Source organism: Cupriavidus sp. KB_39, from assembly GCF_052114485.1.
Classification (GTDB): Bacteria; Pseudomonadota; Gammaproteobacteria; order Burkholderiales; family Burkholderiaceae; genus Cupriavidus.
Window position 1 is genome coordinate 242,590 of sequence record NZ_JBFREV010000003.1, and the last position, 18,224, is coordinate 260,813.

The 18,224-nt window shown below is 67.8% G+C and carries 16 protein-coding genes; 4 read left to right on the top strand and 12 right to left on the bottom strand.

Annotation, left to right across the window (positions count from 1 at the left end; genetic code table 11):
- Nucleotides 1-13: 13 nt before the first annotated feature.
- The 11 genes from murG to coq7 all read right to left on the bottom strand — a co-directional run bounded on the left by murG (nucleotide 14) and on the right by coq7 (nucleotide 12,655).
- Complete coding sequence (gene murG, locus AB4Z27_RS03820; protein ID WP_441643924.1) at nucleotides 14-1,084, bottom strand: undecaprenyldiphospho-muramoylpentapeptide beta-N-acetylglucosaminyltransferase; 1,071 nt, start codon at nucleotides 1,082-1,084, stop codon at nucleotides 14-16.
- The gene (ftsW, locus tag AB4Z27_RS03825; protein ID WP_092298550.1) at nucleotides 1,081-2,322 is read right to left on the bottom strand and encodes a putative lipid II flippase FtsW; all 1,242 of its coding nucleotides are present in this window, start codon (nucleotides 2,320-2,322) and stop codon (nucleotides 1,081-1,083) included. The genes murG and ftsW overlap by 4 nt, the downstream gene beginning before the upstream one ends.
- A complete protein-coding gene (gene murD, locus AB4Z27_RS03830) occupies nucleotides 2,319-3,860 on the bottom strand; it encodes a UDP-N-acetylmuramoyl-L-alanine--D-glutamate ligase (RefSeq protein WP_441643925.1) in 1,542 nt (513 codons plus the stop codon). The genes ftsW and murD overlap by 4 nt, the downstream gene beginning before the upstream one ends.
- Before the next feature lie 38 nt (nucleotides 3,861-3,898).
- Nucleotides 3,899-5,068, bottom strand: coding sequence for a phospho-N-acetylmuramoyl-pentapeptide-transferase (gene mraY / locus AB4Z27_RS03835; protein WP_092298544.1), 1,170 nt, complete (start codon nucleotides 5,066-5,068; stop codon nucleotides 3,899-3,901).
- Between the two features lie 13 nt (nucleotides 5,069-5,081).
- Nucleotides 5,082-6,482: a UDP-N-acetylmuramoyl-tripeptide--D-alanyl-D-alanine ligase gene (locus tag AB4Z27_RS03840; protein WP_441643926.1), complete on the bottom strand. Its 1,401-nt coding sequence runs from the start codon at nucleotides 6,480-6,482 to the stop codon at nucleotides 5,082-5,084.
- The gene (locus AB4Z27_RS03845) at nucleotides 6,479-8,026 is read right to left on the bottom strand and encodes a UDP-N-acetylmuramoyl-L-alanyl-D-glutamate--2,6-diaminopimelate ligase (RefSeq protein WP_441643935.1); all 1,548 of its coding nucleotides are present in this window, start codon (nucleotides 8,024-8,026) and stop codon (nucleotides 6,479-6,481) included. The genes AB4Z27_RS03840 and AB4Z27_RS03845 overlap by 4 nt, the downstream gene beginning before the upstream one ends.
- Nucleotides 8,023-9,840 carry a peptidoglycan D,D-transpeptidase FtsI family protein gene (locus tag AB4Z27_RS03850; protein WP_092298538.1) on the bottom strand — a complete coding sequence of 606 codons (1,818 nt, stop codon included), beginning with the start codon at nucleotides 9,838-9,840 and terminating at the stop codon, nucleotides 8,023-8,025. Before AB4Z27_RS03850 ends, AB4Z27_RS03845 begins: the two co-directional genes overlap by 4 nt.
- Entirely contained in the window at nucleotides 9,837-10,169 is a 333-nt protein-coding gene (gene ftsL / locus AB4Z27_RS03855) for a cell division protein FtsL (protein WP_092298535.1), read from the bottom strand. The genes AB4Z27_RS03850 and ftsL overlap by 4 nt, the downstream gene beginning before the upstream one ends.
- Nucleotides 10,166-11,146 carry a 16S rRNA (cytosine(1402)-N(4))-methyltransferase RsmH gene (gene rsmH / locus AB4Z27_RS03860; RefSeq protein ID WP_092298532.1) on the bottom strand — a complete coding sequence of 327 codons (981 nt, stop codon included), beginning with the start codon at nucleotides 11,144-11,146 and terminating at the stop codon, nucleotides 10,166-10,168. The genes ftsL and rsmH overlap by 4 nt, the downstream gene beginning before the upstream one ends.
- A 7-nt stretch (nucleotides 11,147-11,153) precedes the next feature.
- Nucleotides 11,154-11,582, bottom strand: a complete 429-nt coding sequence (mraZ, locus tag AB4Z27_RS03865) for a division/cell wall cluster transcriptional repressor MraZ (protein ID WP_092298529.1) — start codon at nucleotides 11,580-11,582, stop codon at nucleotides 11,154-11,156.
- A gap of 449 nt (nucleotides 11,583-12,031) precedes the next feature.
- Nucleotides 12,032-12,655 carry a 2-polyprenyl-3-methyl-6-methoxy-1,4-benzoquinone monooxygenase gene (gene coq7 / locus AB4Z27_RS03870; RefSeq protein WP_092298526.1) on the bottom strand — a complete coding sequence of 208 codons (624 nt, stop codon included), beginning with the start codon at nucleotides 12,653-12,655 and terminating at the stop codon, nucleotides 12,032-12,034.
- 400 nt (nucleotides 12,656-13,055) lie between these two features.
- On the opposite strand from coq7, the gene AB4Z27_RS03875 reads away from it, so the two are divergent.
- The 4 genes from AB4Z27_RS03875 to AB4Z27_RS03890 all read left to right on the top strand — a co-directional run bounded on the left by AB4Z27_RS03875 (nucleotide 13,056) and on the right by AB4Z27_RS03890 (nucleotide 16,500).
- Nucleotides 13,056-14,240, top strand: a complete 1,185-nt coding sequence (locus AB4Z27_RS03875; RefSeq protein WP_441643927.1) for a porin — start codon at nucleotides 13,056-13,058, stop codon at nucleotides 14,238-14,240.
- Between the two features lie 172 nt (nucleotides 14,241-14,412).
- Complete coding sequence (locus AB4Z27_RS03880; protein WP_441643928.1) at nucleotides 14,413-15,420, top strand: tripartite tricarboxylate transporter substrate binding protein; 1,008 nt, start codon at nucleotides 14,413-14,415, stop codon at nucleotides 15,418-15,420.
- Between the two features lie 93 nt (nucleotides 15,421-15,513).
- Nucleotides 15,514-16,026 carry a MarR family winged helix-turn-helix transcriptional regulator gene (locus AB4Z27_RS03885; RefSeq protein ID WP_092298520.1) on the top strand — a complete coding sequence of 171 codons (513 nt, stop codon included), beginning with the start codon at nucleotides 15,514-15,516 and terminating at the stop codon, nucleotides 16,024-16,026.
- A gap of 6 nt (nucleotides 16,027-16,032) precedes the next feature.
- A complete protein-coding gene (locus AB4Z27_RS03890) occupies nucleotides 16,033-16,500 on the top strand; it encodes a hypothetical protein (RefSeq protein ID WP_441643929.1) in 468 nt (155 codons plus the stop codon).
- Nucleotides 16,501-16,536: 36 nt separating this feature from the next.
- Here the strand turns inward: AB4Z27_RS03890 and AB4Z27_RS03895 are convergent, their stop codons facing one another.
- A complete protein-coding gene (locus AB4Z27_RS03895; RefSeq protein WP_092298515.1) occupies nucleotides 16,537-18,219 on the bottom strand; it encodes a long-chain fatty acid--CoA ligase in 1,683 nt (560 codons plus the stop codon).
- Nucleotides 18,220-18,224 lie beyond the last annotated feature (5 nt).

The window sequence follows — 18,224 nt, forward strand, 5'->3', positions numbered from 1 at the left end:
TGATTCGTATAGGTCAGTGGCCCGCCATCTCTTGGCAAATCTCGGCGACGCGCCGGGTTGCCTCAGGTTTGGCCAGGCCGCGCGCCAGGCGCGCCATGTCTTTCAGTTGTGGCCGCGACAGGCTGGCCAGCGTCTGCGCCAGCCCCTCCGCGGTCAATGCGTTCTGTTGCACCAGCAACGCGGCGCCCTGCTTCGACAGGAACTTCGCGTTGGTGGTCTGGTGGTCGTCCACCGCGTGCGGAAACGGCACGAACAGGGCCGCCACACCGGCGGCGGCCACTTCGGAAACCGTCATCGCGCCCGCGCGGCAGATGACCAGATCGGCGTCGGCATAGGCCGCCGCCATGTCGTCGATGAACGGCACGGTGTCGCCCGCCACGCCGGCTGCGGCGTAGTTGGCGCGCAATRTGTCGATCTGCTTGGCGCCGGCCTGATGCCGCACCACCGGGCGCTGGCCCTCGGGCAGCAGCGCGATGGCCTTCGGCACCACGTCGTTCAGCGCCGCCGCGCCCAGGCTGCCGCCCACCACCAGCACCCGCAGCGGGCCGGTGCGATGGTCGTAGCGCGCCTCGGGCGCCGGCAGGCTCGCCAGTTCCTCGCGCACCGGGTTGCCGGTCCACTCGCTGTTCGGCAGCGCGTCCGGGAACGCGCAGAGCACCCGGTCGGCCACCTTGGCCAGCACCTTGTTGGTCAGGCCGGCAATCGAGTTCTGCTCGTGCAGCACCAGCGGGCGGCCCAGCAGCGATGCCATCATCCCGGCCGGGAAGGTGATGTAGCCACCCATGCCCAGCACCACGTCCGGGCGCACCCGGCGCAACGCGCCGATGCTCTGCCAGAACGCGCGCAGCAGGTTCAGCGGCAGCAGCAGCTTGGTGATCAGCCCCTTGCCGCGCAGCCCGCCGAACTGGATGAATTCCATCGGGATATCGTGCTTCGGCACCAGCGTGGCTTCCATGCCGGTACGGTTGCCGAGCCAGACCACGCGCCAGCCGGCGTCGCGCAGCGCGTGCGCGACCGCCAGCCCCGGGAACACGTGGCCCCCGGTGCCGCCAGCCATCACGAGCAGCGTGCGCGGATCGCTCATACCTTCCCTCCGCGCATCAAGACCCGATTTTCGTAGTCGATCCGCAACACGATCGCCAGCCCGATGCAGTTCATCAGGATGCCCGAGCCGCCATAGCTGACCAGCGGCAGCGTCAGCCCCTTGGTCGGCAGCAGGCCCAGGTTCACGCCCATGTTGATGAAGGTCTGCCAGCCGAGCCACACGCCGATGCCCTTGGCGACCAGCCCGGCGAAGGTCCGGTCGAGCTGGAGCGCCGTGCGGCCGATGTCGAAGGCGCGGCGCACGAGCCAGTAGAACAGCACGATCATCACCAGCACGCCGATAAAGCCGAATTCCTCGCCGATCACGGCCAGGATGAAGTCGGTATGCGCTTCGGGCAGGTAGTGCAGCTTCTCGATGCTGCCGCCCAGGCCCACCCCGGTCCACTCGCCCCGGCCGAACGCGATCAGCGAGTGCGTGAGCTGGTACGCCTTGCCCAGCGCGTTGCTCTCTTCCCACGGGCTCAGATAGGCAAAAATCCGCTCGCGGCGCCATGGCGAGGCCGTGATCAGCAGCGCGAACGCGCCGATCGCCACCCCGACCAGCCCGGCGAACAGCTTGCCGTTGATGCCGCCGAGGAACAGGATGCCCATCGCCACGGCCGCGATCACCAGGAACGCGCCCATGTCCGGCTCGAGCAGCAGCAGCATGCCCACCAGCACCACGGCCACGCCCATCGGCAGGAAGCCCTTGGACACGGTCTGCATCCATTCCTGCTTGCGCACCGTGTAGTTGGCSGCGTACAGCACCACGGCCAGCTTCATCAGCTCCGACGGCTGGAAATTCATCACGCCGAGCGGAATCCAGCGCCGCGCGCCGTTCACGCCCTTGCCGACGAACGGCACCAGCACGAGCACCAGCAGCACCAGCGCGATGATGAACAGCTTGGGCGCGTATTTATCCCAGACCTTGACCGGTATCTGGAACGCCACCAGCCCCGCCGACAGCCCGATGAACAGCGCGAACGCGTGGCGCACCAGGAAGTGGCTCTCGCGGTAGTTGGCGTAGCGCGGCGAGTCAGGCAGCGCGATGGACGCCGAGTAGACCATCACCAGCCCGAGCGTCAGCAGCACGATGGCCACCCAGAGCAGCGGCTGGTCGTACTCCATCATGCGGGAGCGCGTGGGCTTGACGCCGGACACGGCGTCGCGCAGCCCACCCCAGGCATTGCCGATGGTGGCGCCGATGAAACCGCTGCGCTTGACCTGCGAGTCGCTCATGGCAGGATCCCCCGGGACAGGGCCAGTTCTTCCACCGCGCCACGGAACACCTCGGCGCGATGCACGTAGTTGCGGAACATGTCGAGRCTSGCGCACGCSGGCGAGAGCAGCACCACGTCGCCGTTCTCGGCCAGATGGGACGATTTCTCGACCGCTTCCTCGAGCGTGGCGGCGTCCACCAGCTGCGTGCCGGTGTCAGCCAGCGCGGCGCGCAGCTCGCCGGCGTCCTTGCCGATCAGCACCACGGCGCGCGCGTACTGCGCCACCGGCTGCGCCAGCGGCGAGAAATCCTGGCCCTTGCCTTCGCCGCCGGCGATCAGGACCACGCGCTTGTCCAGCCCGGACAGCGCGGCCACCGTGGCGCCCACGTTGGTGCCCTTGCTGTCGTCGAAATACTCGACCTCGTCGATCGTCGCCACCCATTCCACGCGGTGCGGCTCGCCGCGATACTCGCGCAGGCCGTGCAGCAGCGCGTTCATCGGCAGGTCGATGGCACGGCACAGCGCCAGCGCGGCCATGGCGTTGGTGGCGTTGTGCATGCCGCGGATGTGCAGCGCGTCGGCCGGCATCAGGCGCTTGTGGCGCACCGGCACGGCTTCCTCGACGACCTGCGCCCCCTTGCGGCGGCGCGGCTTCGGCTCGGCGTCGGCCTCGGTGTCCGGCTCGGCCAGCACCAGCCAGGGCATGCCGCCCTCGCGCAGCACGCCGTAGCTGCCAGCCGTCTCGGGCAGATCGGTGCCGAAGGTGACCAGCGGCGCACCCGAAGTGACGAGCGCCGTACCGGCGCGCGCCATGGCCATCGTCATGGGGTCATTGCGGTTCAACACCTGCACGCACGCCTTGTCGGCCGGCCCGAAGATGCGCGCCTTGGATGCGGCATAAGCTTCCATGCTGCCGTGCCAGTCGAGGTGGTCTTGCGAGATGTTGAGCACGGTGGCCGCGTGCGGCGCCAGCGTGTGGGTGGTTTCCAGCTGGAAGCTCGACAGTTCGAGCACCCAGACGTCCGGCAGCATGGCGCTGGCGATGCAGGCCGACAGCTTGTCCAGCGCGGACGGGCTGATATTGCCCGCCACGGCCACGGTCTTGCCGGCGCGCTCGACCAACCTTCCGGTCAGCGCCGTGGTGGTGGTCTTGCCGTTCGTGCCGGTGATGGCCAGCACGCGCGGCGCGTAGCCGGACACGCCTTCCAGATAGCCGAGCGCCTGGGCGAACAATTCGATCTCGCCCCAGACTGGGATGCCRCGCGCGGCGGCGGCGTCGAGCACGGCCTTCGTGCCCGCTTCCAGCGGCGACAGGCCCGGGCTGATCGCCACGAGGCCGATGTCGTCCAGCAGGCCATCCACGTTCGCGGCAAACGGACCGGCAACAAATTCGGCCGTGGTCAGCTCGGCCTGCAGGAAGGCCAGGTTGGCGGGCGCCTCGCGTGTGTCGGCCACRCGCACGCGGCAGCCGTTCAGRCCGCACCAGCGTGACATGGCCAGCCCCGACTCGCCGAGGCCCAGTACCAGCACATGAGGTTTCTGCAACACGCCAAACACTTCGATTTCCCGCCTTACTAATTAGAGAGTGGATCCGGTCAACGCAGCTTCAGCGTCGACAGCCCGATCAGCACCAGCAGCATCGTGATAATCCAGAACCGCACGGTGACCTGCGTTTCCTTCCAGCCGCTCAGCTCGAAATGGTGGTGCAGCGGCGCCATGCGGAACAGCCGCCGGCCCTCGCCGTAKCGGCGCTTGGTGAACTTGAACCAGGTCACCTGGAGCATCACCGACACCGTTTCCACCACGAAGATGCCGCCCATCACGAACAGCACGATTTCCTGCCGCACGATCACGGCGATGGTGCCGAGCGCGCCGCCCAGCGCCAGCGCGCCCACGTCGCCCATGAACACCTTGGCCGGATGCGCGTTGAACCAGAGGAACGCCAGCCCCGCCCCGGCCATCGCCGAGCAGAAGATCAGCAGCTCGCCGGCGCCCGGGATGTGCGGGAACAGCAGGTACTTGCTGTAGACCGTGTTACCCATCACGTAGGCAAACACGCCCAGGCCACCGCCCACCAGCACCACCGGCATGATCACCAGGCCGTCGAGGCCATCGGTCAGGTTCACGGCGTTGCTCGAGCCGACGATCACGAGGTAGGTCAGCACGATGAAGCCCATCACGCCCAGCGGGTAGCTCACTTCCTTGAAGAAGGGCACGATCAGGTTGGTCTTGTACGGCACATCGGCCCACATGCCACCCTCGATCCAGCTCAGGAACAGGCTCCACACGCGCACATTGCTGGCCTCGGAAACCGAGAACGCCAGGTAGACCGCCGCCACCAGCCCGATCAGCGTCTGCCAGAAGAACTTCTCGCGGCTGGACATGCCGCGCGGGTCGCGATACACCACCTTGCGGTAGTCATCGACCCAGCCGATGGCGCCGTAGCCCACCGTTACCAGCAGCACCACCCAGATGAAGCGGTTGCCCCAGTCGCACCAGAGCAGCGTGGAAATGCCGATCGAGAGCAGCACCAGCACCCCGCCCATGGTCGGCGTGCCCGACTTCACGAGGTGGGTCTGCGGGCCGATCGTGCGCACGGCCTGGCCGATCTTCAGTTCGGTCAGGCGACGGATTACCCACGGCCCGAAGCCGAGGCCGATCACCAGCGCGGTGAGGTTGGCCGCCACCGCGCGGAAAGTCAGGTAGTTGACGACCCGCAGGAAGCTGTAATCGTTTTGCAGCCACTGGGCCAGAGCCAATAACATCGTGTGTCTTCAGTTAGTGAGCGGAAGGTGTTGCGACCAGCGCATCGACCATCCGTTCCATGCGCATGAAGCGCGATCCCTTCACCAGCACGGCCGATGTCCCGGCTACCGTGCCCTCCTTGTCTTCGCCCAGCGCCTGCGCCAGGTCTTCCGCCTTGTCGAAATGGCGGCCCGCCGGCCCGTAGGCCTGCACCGCGTGCGTCGCCAGCTGGCCCGTGGCCCAGAGCGCCTCGATGCCGCGCGTGCGCGCGTAGTCGCCAAYTTCGGTATGGAACGCCGGGCCCTGGTTGCCGACTTCGCCCATGTCGCCCAGCACCAGCAGGCGCGGCGCGGCAAACCCGGCCAGCACGTCGATGGCGGCGCGCATGGAGTCCGGATTGGCGTTGTAGGTGTCGTCGATCAGGACCGTGCCGGCCGCCGTGTGCTTGACCTGCAGGCGGCCCTTCACGGCCGTGAAACCGGCGATGCCAGCCTGGATGGCGGCCACGTCCACGCCCGCCGCCAGCGCGCAGGCCGTGGCGGCCAGCGCGTTGCGCACGTTATGGGCGCCCAGCAGTTGCAGGCGCAGGTCGAACGTCTGGCCGGGCGCGGTCACATGGAGCACCTGCACGCCGTCATCGAGCGACACCGTGGCGCGCACGTCGGCCGACGCATCGGTCCCGAACGCCATCACGCGCCGTCCGGCAGCCGCCTGGCGCCAGATCTGCGCATGCGCCCCGCCGCTCTCGGCATCCACCGGGAACACGGCCACGCCATCGGCCGGCAGCGCGGCCAGCGCGCTGGCGTGCTCGTGCGCCACCGCCTCCACGCTGACCATGAACTCCTGGTGCTCGCGCTGGGCGTTGGTGATGACGGCCACGGTCGGCTGGGCGATACCGGCCAGATAGACCGTCTCGCCCGGATGGTTCATGCCGAGTTCCAGCACCGCCAGCTTGTGGTRMGCGCGCAGGCGCAACACCGTCAGCGGCAGGCCGATGTCGTTGTTCAGATTGCCCCCCGTGGCCAGCCGGTCCGGCTCGCCCACGGCGGCGGCGAAGATCGCCGCGATCATTTCCTTGACCGTGGTCTTGCCGTTGCTGCCGGTCACGGCCACCGTGGGCAGCGTGAACTGGCGGCGCCAGCCGGCGCCGAGTTCACCCAGGCCGATGCGCGTGTCCGGGACCACGATGGCCGGCACATCGAGGCCGGTCTCGCGGCTCACCAGCACGGCAGCCGCGCCACGCGCGACCACATCGGCCAGGAAATCATGGGCGTCGAAGCGCTCGCCCTGGAGCGCGACGAACAGGTCGCCGGGCGCCACGGTACGGCTGTCGGTATGCACGCGCGTGAACGTGCGCGAGGCATCACCCACCACGCGGGCGCCGGCCATCCAGCCGGCGGCTTGCTGCAAATTGGTCATCGTGGTCTGGTTCATGCCGACACCCCCCGCGTGCCCAGCGTCAGGCGTACGTGCTCGCGATCGGAGAACGGGCGCTTCTTGCCCTGGATCTCCTGCGTGGCCTCGTGGCCCTTGCCGGCCACCAGCACCACATCGGCCGTTGCCGCGTGCTTGATGGCATAGAGGATGGCGGCGGCGCGATCCTCGACCAGCCGGGCGCGGGCACGGTCCTGCATGCCGTCGGCGATGGCTTCGAGGATGTCGCGCGGATCTTCGCTGCGCGGGTTGTCGCTGGTCAGGATGATGTCGTCGGCAAGACGCTCGGCCACGCCGCCCATCAGCGGGCGCTTGGTGGCATCGCGGTCGCCACCGCAGCCGAATACGCACCAGAGCCGGCCCTGACGGGCCTGCGCCACCGGGCGCAGCGCGGCCAGTGTCTGCGCGAGCGCGTCCGGCGTGTGGGCGTAGTCGACCACGGCCAGCGGGGCGTCCTGCCCGCCGAACAGCTCCATGCGGCCATCCACCGGCGTCAGGCTGCGCAGCGCGGCGAGCGCGGCATCCCACGCCACGCCCTGCGCCAGCGCGGCACCGAGCACGGCCAGCAGGTTGCTGACATTGAAATTGCCGATCATCGGCGTGGTCACGTCGGCGCTGCCGAAGCTGCCGTCGACGTGGAAGGCGGTGCCGCTGGCCGTGGCGCGCACGCCGGTGGCGCGCAGCCACTGGCCACGGGCGGCCGAGGCGCCGGCGGCGCCGTCGATCCCATATTCGATCACCTGCGGCGCGGCCACGGCRGCGGCGTTGCTGGCCAGCAGGCGGCGGCCCATCGCGTCATCGCGGTTGATCACGGCGGCGCGCAGGCCCTCCCACTGGAACAGGCTCGCCTTGGCGGCCTCGTACTCGGCCATGGTGCCGTGGTAGTCCAGGTGGTCCTGCGTCAGGTTGGTCAGCACGGCCACGGCAAACCCGGTGCCGGCCACGCGGCCCTGTTCCAGGCCGTGCGACGACACCTCCATGGCGATGGCGCGCGCGCCGGCGTCGTGGAGGTCGGCCAGGCTGGCCTGAAGCTGGACGGCGTCCGGCGTGGTGAAGCCGGTGGCCTGCAGGGCATCGGGGAAGCCAGTGCCGAGCGTGCCGATGGTCGCGCAACGCGTGCCAGTGGCCTGCAGCAGGCGGGCCAGCCATTGCGCACACGAGGTTTTGCCGTTGGTCCCGGTGATGCCGGTCACGGTCAGGCCGCGCGCGGCCACGCCATGCCAGCCGGCGGCAATCGGGCCGGCCAGTTCGTGCAATTGGGAGACGGCCAGATGCGGCACGGCATCGCCATGCGTCCAGGCGTAGCCATCGGCTTCATAGACGATGGCCGACGCGCCGGCGGCGATAGCCTTGTCGATATGGGGCCGGCCATCCGTGGCCAGCCGTTCGTTACCGAGCACGTAGGCGAAGAACACATCGCCGGGCTGCAGGCGGCGCGTATCGCCGGTGAGGCGGGCCGTGGCGGGTGCGTGCGTACGCAGCCAGGCCAGCGCGTTGCTGGCCTGGGCGGAGACTTCGAGGGGGAGCAGCGGCTTGGCCGTCATGGCGTCGTGGCCCATGGCTCGCTCTCCTGCACCTTGTCCGTCACCATTAGCTGGCGGATCGGCGAATCGGGCTGCACGTTCAGCGCCCGCAATGCCCCGCCGGTGATCGCCGCGAAGACCGGACCGGCCACCGCGCCGCCGTAGTGGCTGCCGACGGTCGGCTCGTCCACGCTGACCGCCACGATCACGCGCGGGTTGGACATCGGCGCCAGGCCGATGAACGACGCGCGGTACTTGCTGCGGTCGTAGCCGCGGCCCACGTGCTTGTATGCCGTGCCGGTCTTGCCGCCCACGCGATAGCCCATCACCTGGGCTTCGGGCGCGGTGCCGCCCGGCGCGGTCACGGTTTCCAGCATGCCGCGCACGTCGCGCGCCACCTGCGGCTTGAGGATGCGCTCGCCGGTCGCCGGGCCGTTGGTCTTGAAGATCGATACCGGGATCAGCTCGCCGTCATGGGCGAAGATCGTGTAGGCGTGCGCCACCTGGAACAGCGACACCGACAGGCCGTAGCCGTACGACATCGTCGCCTGTTCGATCGGGCGCCAGCTCTTCCAGGGCCGCACGCGGCCGGCCACGGCGCCCGGGAAGCCGATCTTCGGCGCCTGCCCCAGGCCGAGGCTGGTATACATATCCCACATTTCCTGCGGCTTCATCAGCATCGCGATCTTGGTCGTGCCGATGTTGCTCGACTTCTGGATCACGCCCGACACCGTCAGCGCGCCGTAGTTGTGGGTGTCGCTRATCGTGGCGCCCTCGAACTGGTACTTGCCCGTGGTGGTCACCACCGTGGACGGCGTGACGCGGCCCAGCTGCAGCGCCAGCCCGATCGAGATCGGCTTCATCATCGAGCCGGGCTCGAAGGTATCGGTCAGCACCCGGTTGCGCAGCTGCTCGCCGGAGAGGCGGGTGCGGTCGTTCGGGTTGTAGGTGGGCCAGTTGGCCAGCGCCAGCACCTCGCCGGTCTGGGCGTCCAGCACCACGGCGCTGGCCGCCTTGGCCTTGCTGCGCTCGGCCACGGCCTTGACCTCGTTGTAGGCCAGGTACTGGATCTTGGCGTCGATGGACAACTGCATGTCCTCGCCGTCGCGCGGGGTCTTSAGGATGCCGACGTCCTCCACCACCCGGCCGAGCCGGTCCTTGATGACCTGGCGCGCGCCCGAGCGGCCGGCCAGCACGCCTTCGCGCGCCAGTTCCACGCCTTCCTGGCCCTTGTCCTCGACGTTGGTGAAGCCGACGATGTGCGCCATCGCCTCGCCTTCCGGGTAGAACCGCTTGTACTCGCGCGTCTGGTGCACGCCCTCGATCTTGAGCGCGGCGATCTTGTCGGCGGCGTCGGGCAGCACCTGCCGCTTCAGGTAGACGAAGCTCTTGTCCTCGGACAGCTTGGCCTTGAGTTCCTTCTCGGACATCTCCAGCAGCTTCGCCAGCTGGCGGATGCGCTGCGGCTCGATGTCGCTGGAGACGTCCTCGGGCACAGCCCAGATCGCCTTGACCGGCAGGCTGGTGGCCAGCACCAGCCCGTTGCGGTCCAGGATCTTGCCGCGCGTGGCGGGCAGCTCGAGCGTGCGCTGGAAGCGCTTCTTGCCCTCGGCCTCATAGAACTGGTTGCCGGGGCCCTGGATCCACAGCGCGCGGGCGGCCAGCGCGGCGAACGCCGCGAACATCAGGAACACCACCAGCTTGGAGCGCCACATCGGCAGGCGCAGGCCCAGCACCGGGCTGGCCGAGAACTGGCCGGTACGCGGGCGTGCGGCGCCACCAGCCGCCTGGCGGCCAGTGCGGGCGCGGTTTAGCGAGGGGCGGGCCATGCTCATTTGGCGGCTCCCCCGGCGGCGGGTTTTTCGGCCGGTTGCTCGGCATCCGGCGGCGTGTTGGGTAGCACCACGCCCTGCAGGTATTGGGTACGGCCGGCCAGCGCCGGCGCCATCTTGAGCTGGGTGCGCGCGGCATCGGCAATGCGCGCGCTCTTGCCGAGCGCGCTCTGCTGGTACTGCAGGCGCGACCAGTCGATATCGAGCTGCTTCTCCTCGGACTGCGCGCGCTCCAGCGCCACGAACAGCGTGCGTGCCTGGTGCTGCGCGCTGACCAGGGACAGCGCGCAGAGCAGGAGGGCAGCCAGGAGGAAGAAGGTGAGGCGATTCATGCCGGGCGGGCCTCCGGCAGCTTTTCGGCCACGCGCATCACGGCGGAGCGGGCGCGCGGGTTCTCGGCCACCTCATCGGCGCCGGGCTTGAAGCGGCCCAGCAGCTTGAGCGTAGGCTGCGGCAGGTCGGCGGCGCGCAGCGGCGCGCGGCGCAGCGCGGGATCAGCGTCCTGCTGCGGACGCGCGTGCGCCTGCATGAACCGCTTGACGATGCGGTCCTCGAGCGAATGGAAACTGATYACCACGAGGCGGCCCCCCACCTGCAACAGCTCGTAAGCCGCCTTCAGCCCGGCCTCGAGGTCCGCAAGCTCTTGATTGATGTGAATCCGTAGAGCTTGAAAGGTGCGGGTCGCAGGGTCCTGACCCTTCTCGCGTGTTTTGACGGCTTTCGCCACGAGCGCGGCAAGGTCTGAAGTAGTGGCGAGTGCTCCGCCATCGCCGGGTTCGCTCCGGCGAGCAACAATCGCCTTTGCAATCTGTACAGCAAACCGTTCTTCCCCATAGTCTCGTATCACCCTGGCAATGTCTTGCTCGTCCGCCTGTGCAAGCCACTCGGCGGCAGTCATGCCGCGCGTGGTGTCCATGCGCATGTCCAGCGGGCCCTCGAAACGAAAGGAAAACCCCCTCGCCGCCTCGTCGATCTGGGGCGAGCTGATTCCCAGGTCGAGCAGCACGCCAGCCAGCGGACCACGGTCGGCCAGCCGCCCGGCCATGTCGCCAAAGCTCGCGTGCTCAATGGAGAAGCGGGCATCCCCGATGGTGCCCGCTTCTGCGATTGCTGCCGGATCCTTGTCGAACGCGACGAGGGTGCCGGCTGGCCCCAGCCGGGCCAGGATCGCCCGGCTGTGCCCGCCCCTGCCGAACGTGCCGTCCACGTAGGCGCCGTCGGGCCGCCAGACGAGCGCCTCGACGGCCTCGTCCAGCAACACGGTGCGATGGCGCAGGGTGGTGGACCCCGGCGTTCCGGTAGGGCTCATGACCTCTTCAGAAAGAGAAATTCTTCAATGCGTCCGGCATGCCTTGTGCCATCGCCTGCGATTCCTTCGCGGCGTAGGTGGCGGCGTCCCAGACTTCGAAATGGCTGCCCATACCGAGCAGCATGACTTCCTTGTCGAGCATGGCGGCACTGCGCAGCTCCGGTGCAATCAGCACGCGGCCCGCGCCATCCATTTCCACGTCGGCGGCGTTGCCCAGGAAGATCCGCTTCCACCAGTGCGCATCCATCGGCAGCGCCGCGATACGGCTACGGAAGGTCTCCCACTCGGGGCGGGGAAAGAGCAACAGGCATCCATCCGGGTGCTTGGTCAGCGTCACCCGGCCTTCGGCCTGCTGTTGCAGCGCTTCGCGGTGCCTGGCCGGAATCGACATCCGACCCTTGGCATCGAGCGACAGCGCCGATGCTCCCTGAAACAAGCTATGCCCCCCGGTTGCCGACGGCTTACGCGCCGTGCGGCAGGTCGAACCATCCTGTCCGGTCTGTTCAAATCATCGCAGACGCAGGCCGCTTTATCACACAAAAATACACTTCCTCACACTATTTCCCACTTTAGAGGAAGCGGTATAGCGGGTCAAGGCTCGCCATCGGGCGAAAAACGGTGTTTTTTGAATCAGAACAAAGACTTAGCGCGTTGACTTCACGCACCACGAAAGTGAATCCTTAATGAAATGAAGATCTTAGGGAGCAAAGCAGAGAAACCACCTGAGAACTGCCGAGGGAGGGACGGCCGACAACGCTGGGCGAATTCCGTTCCGCGTTGTCGCGAAGGATACAACGTTTTGCCGCGAGCCCCGATTGCACAAGGGCTCACGGGACTTTTCCACAGGTCGGGCGGGCAGCCGATCCGGCTGGCCGCCGGTGGGAATCAGATGCGGTAGGCGGTGGTGGTCATCACGCGCGAGGCGGCACGCATCAGCGCGCGTACCGGGGCGGGCAGCGGCAGGCCGCCGGCGTCGCGCGCGGCATCGCCGTGGCGGATCTCGTCGTCGCGCATCTGTTCGAGGATGGCGCGGCTGCGGCCATCGGCGGGCGGCAGCTGGTCGAGGTGGCCGGTCAGGTGATGCTCGACCTGGCGCTCGGTCTCGGCGACGAAGCCCAGGCTCACGCGGTCACCGGCGCGGCCGGCCAGGAAGCCGATGGCGAACGCGCCCGCGTACCAGACCGGGTTCAGCAGGCTCGGCCGCGAGCCGAGTTCGCGCAGTCGCTCGGCACACCAGGCGAGGTGGTCTTCCTCCTCGCGCGCGGCGGCATCCATCTGCGCCCGCACCGGCGCGGTGCGCGCCGTGATCTTCTGCGCCTGGTACAGCGCCTGGGCGCAGACCTCGCCGACATGGTTGATGCGCATCAGCCCSGCCACATGGCGGCGTGCATCCGCGCTCAGTTCATCCGTCTCCGGCGCCAGGCGGTCAGCCGGGTTCGGCCGGCCGGCCCGGGTCGCGCCCGCGATGGCGCGCAGCGCCACGTCGAATTCTCGGATCAGCGTATCCATGTCTGCGATGTCTTGTCGATTTCGGTCAATCAGTGATGCGTCAAGCTTCAAGCACCCGTTTGAGCGGCATTTCACGCGGCCGATCCGATCCCCCACCAACGGGGGAGGCCGGGGCCGGCAGCGCCTCGGGATTTCCCCGCATTGTACCCGGCGCCCATCCGCACGCCCCCGGCGGCAAGCCGCGAGCAGCCCGGAACGCTGCGCCTGGACTGGTTTTCCGTACCCAGAAACCCTGAGTTGTGAAAACAAGACAAGACGTTTACCTCAGGGTCAACAAAATGCGCGCTTTTGCTAGAGTGACCGACAGCTTCCATGGAAGTTAAGCGCAGAAGAGTGGAGAGAGGGCTCAGGAGGTTCTTCGGCGCTTCATCTAATAATTCTTAAGTGGAGATAACCCAGCATGAAAAAGTCGCTAATCGCGCTTGCCGCGATGGGCGCGTTTGCCAGCGCGGCAAACGCCCAGACGAGCGTGACGCTGTACGGCGTCGTGGACGTGCCGATCGAATATAACAACCACCTGGCACCGGGCTTCAATACCAATCCGGCGACGTGGGGCCCGAATGGCCGCCCGCCGTCACTGCCCGGTGGCGGCAGCCGCGTCGGCCTGCAGACCGGCGGCGGCCTGTCCGGCTCGCGTTGGGGCCTGCGTGGCACCGAAGACCTCGGTGGCGGCCTGAAGGCGCTGTTCGTGCTGGAATCCGGTTTTGGCCTCGACGATGGCCGCTCGCAGCAAGGCGGCCGCCTGTTCGGTCGTCAAGCCTACGTGGGTATGCAGAGCGACAAGCTCGGCCGCCTGACCTTCGGCCGCCAGTACACGACGATGTTCGACATGTTCGCGAACTTCTCGCCGACCGGCTATGCCACGATCTACGAACCGGTGGTGGCCCAGCTGGGTACCAACTTCCGTTCGGACAACACGGTCAAGTACACCGCCGTGCTCGGCCCGGTCACSGCTGAAGCGCACTGGAGCTTCGGCACCGGCGTGGCCGCCATCGGCCCCGTGCCGCTGGCCAACGCAGGGGCTGGCGAAGCCCCCGGCAACTTCAACAACAACGCGGGCGGCGGCGCCGGCCTGCTGTACCTCTCGGGCCCGTTCGGCCTGACGGTGGCCTATGACGAATGGCGTCCGGCCACCACGATCGGCWCGGCGGGCAAGTCGCGCAAGATCGGCACGGCCGGCAGCTACACATTCGGCCCGTTCAAGGCGATGGTGGGCTACCGCTACGGCATGATCGAGGACAACGCCGGCAACACGCTCCAGCGCGACGACTACTTCTGGGCTGGCCTGAACTACCAGGTCACTGCCCCGCTGGGTCTGACGCTTGCGTACTTCTACGACGATCTGAAGACGCTGCGCGCCTCGTCGGCATTCGTCCAGGACAACCCGGCCAACCCGTGGCAGGTCAGCTTCRTCGCCGACTACAACTTCTCGAAGCGCACCGACGTCTACCTGACGGCCGGCTACGCCAAGAACTCGGGCCTGAACTTCGACACCTCGGCCGTGAGCTTCGCCAACGGCTACTTCATGCAACAGGGCAAGAACAGCCAGATCGGCGTGGCACTCGGTATCCGCCACAAGTTCTGACCTGAAGCCATCCGGTTGGGAGAAAGGCGCCTKCGGGCGCCTTTTTTCGTTTCCGTGACACGCCCGGGCACAGTCGGTAAGGGCTTCACCTCATCCGCGAAGTGGCGCTGGCGAGACTAGAATGGCCCCGAGACCGGAAGACCAGACAGCCGGCCGCCAACAGGAGACCCTCATGCACCACCCCCGCCGGCGCGCCCTTGCGCTGCTGCTGTCCACCGCCCTGGCTTCCCTCGCCCTGCCCGCGTCCACCGCCTTTGCCGCCGATCCGTACCCGAACAAGCCGATCCGGCTCGTGGTGCCCTTCCCGGCCGGCGGCACCACCGACATCCTCGCGCGCGCCGTGGCCGCCGAGCTGTCGAAGCTGCCCGGCTGGAACGTGGTGGTGGACAACAAACCGGGCGCGGGCGGCAATATCGGCACGGACATCGTCGCCAAGTCCGCCCCGGACGGCTACACCCTGCTGATGGGCACCGTCGGCACGCACGGCATCAACCAGTCGCTCTACGCCAAGCTGCCGTTCGATCCGATCAAGGATTTCGTGCCGATCACCGAGGTGGCGTCGGTGCCGAACGTGCTGGTGGTGAACCCGGCCTTCGCGCAGCAGAACAAGATCAACAGCGTCAATGACCTGATCGGCTATGCGCGCGCCAATCCGGGCAAGCTGAACATGGCGTCGAGCGGCAACGGCACGTCCATCCACCTGGCCGGCGAGCTGTTCAAGACCCAGACCAAGACGTTCATGGTCCACTTCCCGTACCGGGGCAGCGGCCCGGCGCTGACCGACCTGTCCGGCGGCACCATGCAGCTGATGTTCGATAACCTGCCTTCGTCGATGCAACTGATCAAGAGCGGCAAGCTGAAGGCACTGGCGGTGACCAGCGCCAAGCCCTCGCCGGCCCTGCCCGACCTGCCGACCGTGGCGGCCGCCGCCAAGCTGCCGAACTTCGAGGCCAGCTCGTGGTTTGGCCTGCTGGCGCCGGCGGGCACGCCGACCGACAYCGTCCATCGCATTCAGCAGGAAGTGGCCAAGAGCCTGGCCACGCCGGCCGTGCGGGAGCGCATGCTGGCCCAGGGCGCCGATCCGGTCGGCAACACGCCGGAGCAGTTCGCGGCGTTCATCCGGGCCGAGACGGCCAAATGGGCGAAGGTGGTGAAGGACTCGGGCGCCAAGGTCGATTAAGGACGTCGATCCAGAACGCGGATCTCCGGGGCATTGCACCGGACCAGCGCATATACTTGAGGTATCAAACGTTTTGCCTGCCCTGGTATCGCAATGCCCACTTCGCCCACAGCCAACGCGGCGCCCCCGAGTGCCGACCTTGCGCCGGTAGATCTCGAGACCCGCGTCGGCGAGACCAGCCACGAGGCCTTGCGCCTCTGGCTGCGCCTGCTGACCTGCACCAACCTCGTGGAGGGCGACATCCGCTCGCGGTTGCGCCAGGAGTTCGCGGTGACGCTGCCGCGCTTCGACCTGATGTCCCAGCTCGACCGCCACCCCGAGGGCCTCAAGATGGGCGAGTTGTCCCGCCGGATGATGGTGACCGGCGGCAACGTTACCGGCATCACCGACCAGCTCCAGCAAGAGGGCCTGGTCACGCGCGAGGCGTTGCCCACGGACCGCCGCGCCTACCTGATCCGCCTGACCCCCGCCGGCCGCGAGGCATTCTCGCGCATGGCCCGCGCGCACGAGAGCTGGGTGGAACACCTGTTTTCCGGACTGGCCGAGACGGACCGCCGCGCGCTGTTCCGCCTGCTGGGCCGGCTMAAGACCAGCCTTGCCGGCTGAGATGCCATGAAAACCCTGTTCCGCCCGATCCTGACCCTCGCCACGGCCGCTGTGATGGCTGGCCTGTCTGGCTGTGCCCMGACGCCGCCAGCCGCCCCGCAGGTGGCGCCGATGAATGCCACGGTCAAGCTGGGCCGCGTGATCGAGCGAACGTACCTGACCCGYGTGGAGGTGCCCGATGGGGGCAGCTACCCGGGCTATGGCGTGGGCGTGGGGGCGGCTGGCGTGGGTGGAGGCGGCGGGCGCGGCGGCAGCGCCGTGGGGGTGGGATTTTCGATCGACCTGACGCAGCTGTTCAACCGCCGGCCGCCGCAGCAGATCGACCTGTTCCTGTACAAGGTGCAGGCCGCGGACGGGACCGTGGTGAACGTCAACGCGCCGGCGCTGGCCGGGCTGGACCCGGGCGCCTGCGCGCGGGTGATCTATCCGGACGGCGCGCCCCAGCCGCTGATCGCGCCCTCGAACGAGTGCTGAGGGCGCCCGGCTGATCGCAGCGGATTGCGACGCGGCTTAGGCCGCCTTGCGGCTGTCGCGCAGTTCGCGGCGCAGGATCTTGCCGACGTTGGTCTTGGGCAGCTCGGTGCGGAACTCGACATACTTTGGCCGCTTGTAGCCGGTCAGCCGCTCCTTGCAGAACGCGATGACATCGGCCTCGGACAGCGCCGGGTCCTTCTTCACCACGAACAGCTTCACCACCTCGCCCGAATGCTGGTCCGGCACGCCGACRGCKGCCACTTCCARCACGCCCGGGCACTCCGCGACCACGCCTTCCACCTCGTTCGGATACACGTTGAAGCCCGACACCAGGATCATGTCCTTCTTGCGATCGACGATCTTGGTGTAGCCGCGCTCGTCCATGATGCCGATGTCGCCGGTCTTGAAGAAGCCGTCCGGCGTCATGACCTTGGCCGTCTCGTCCGGGCGATTCCAGTAGCCGGCCATCACCTGCGGGCCGCGCAGGCAGATCTCGCCCGGCTGGCCGAGCGGCAGTTCGTTGCCGTCGTCGTCGCGGATCGAGACCTCGGTGGAAGGCAGCGGCAGGCCGATGGTGCCCGAGAAGGTRTCCGTGTCCGTGGGGTTGCAGGTGGCCGACGGCGAGGTCTCCGACAGCCCGTAGCCCTCGATGACCGGGCAGCCGGTCTTGGCCAGCCAGTTCTTGGCCACCGCCTCCTGCACMGCCATGCCACCGCCGTTGGCCACGCGCAGGCCCGAGAAATCGACCTTGCCGATGTCCGGATTGTTCAGCAGCGCGTTGTAGAGCGTGTTCACCGCCGGGAACATGTTGAACTTGTACTTCTGGAGTTCCTTGACGAAGCCGGGGATGTCACGCGGATTCGGAATCAGGATGCTCAGGCCGCCGCTGCGCATGCCCAGCAGGCAGCAGACCGTCAGCGCGAAGATGTGATACAGCGGCAGCGCGGTGATCGTGATGACCTGGTCGATGGGCGCGCCCTTGGCCAGCGCGGGCTGCATCCAGGCTTCAGATTGCAACACGTTCGACACAATGTTCCGGTGCAGCAGCGTGGCGCCCTTCGAGATCCCCGTGGTGCCGCCCGTGTATTGCAGGAAGGCGATGTCGTCCGGGCCAGTGTCCACCGGCTTGAGCGTCATTTTGGCGCCCTCGGCCAGCACGTCGTTGAAGCGCACGCAGTGCGGCAGCTCCCAGGCCGGCACCATCTTCTTGACGTTGCGCACGACGAAATTGACCACGGCGCCCTTCACGGTGCCGAGCATATCGCCCATGCTGGCCACCACCACGTGCTTGACCGGCGTGGCCGGCAGCACGGCCTGGAGCGTGGCGGCAAAGTTTTCGAGGATGACGATGGCCTCGGCGCCGCTGTCCTTCAACTGGTGTTCCAGTTCACGCGGCGTGTAGAGCGGGTTGACGTTGACCACCACGTAGCCGGCGCGCAGCACGGCGGCCAGCACCACCGGGTACTGAAGCACGTTCGGCATCATGATGGCCACGCGTGCGCCGGGGCGCAGGCCGCGTGACTGGAGCCACGCCGCGAAGTGCGCGGACAGCTGGTCCAGCTCGCCATAGGTAATGGCGCGGTCCATGCAGATGAAGGCGCGACGGTCGGCGTAGGTACGGAACGATTCCTCGAGCAACTGGGCCAGCGAACGGAACTGACTGGCGTCGATCTCTGCCGGTACGCCCGCCGGATAATGTTTCAGCCACAGCTTTTCCATACCGT

Excerpts from the sequence above, each read along its gene's own strand:
- ftsL (WP_092298535.1), bottom strand. The coding sequence starts at position 10,169 with ATGAATCGCCTCACCTTCTTCCTCCTGGCTGCCCTCCTGCTCTGCGCG.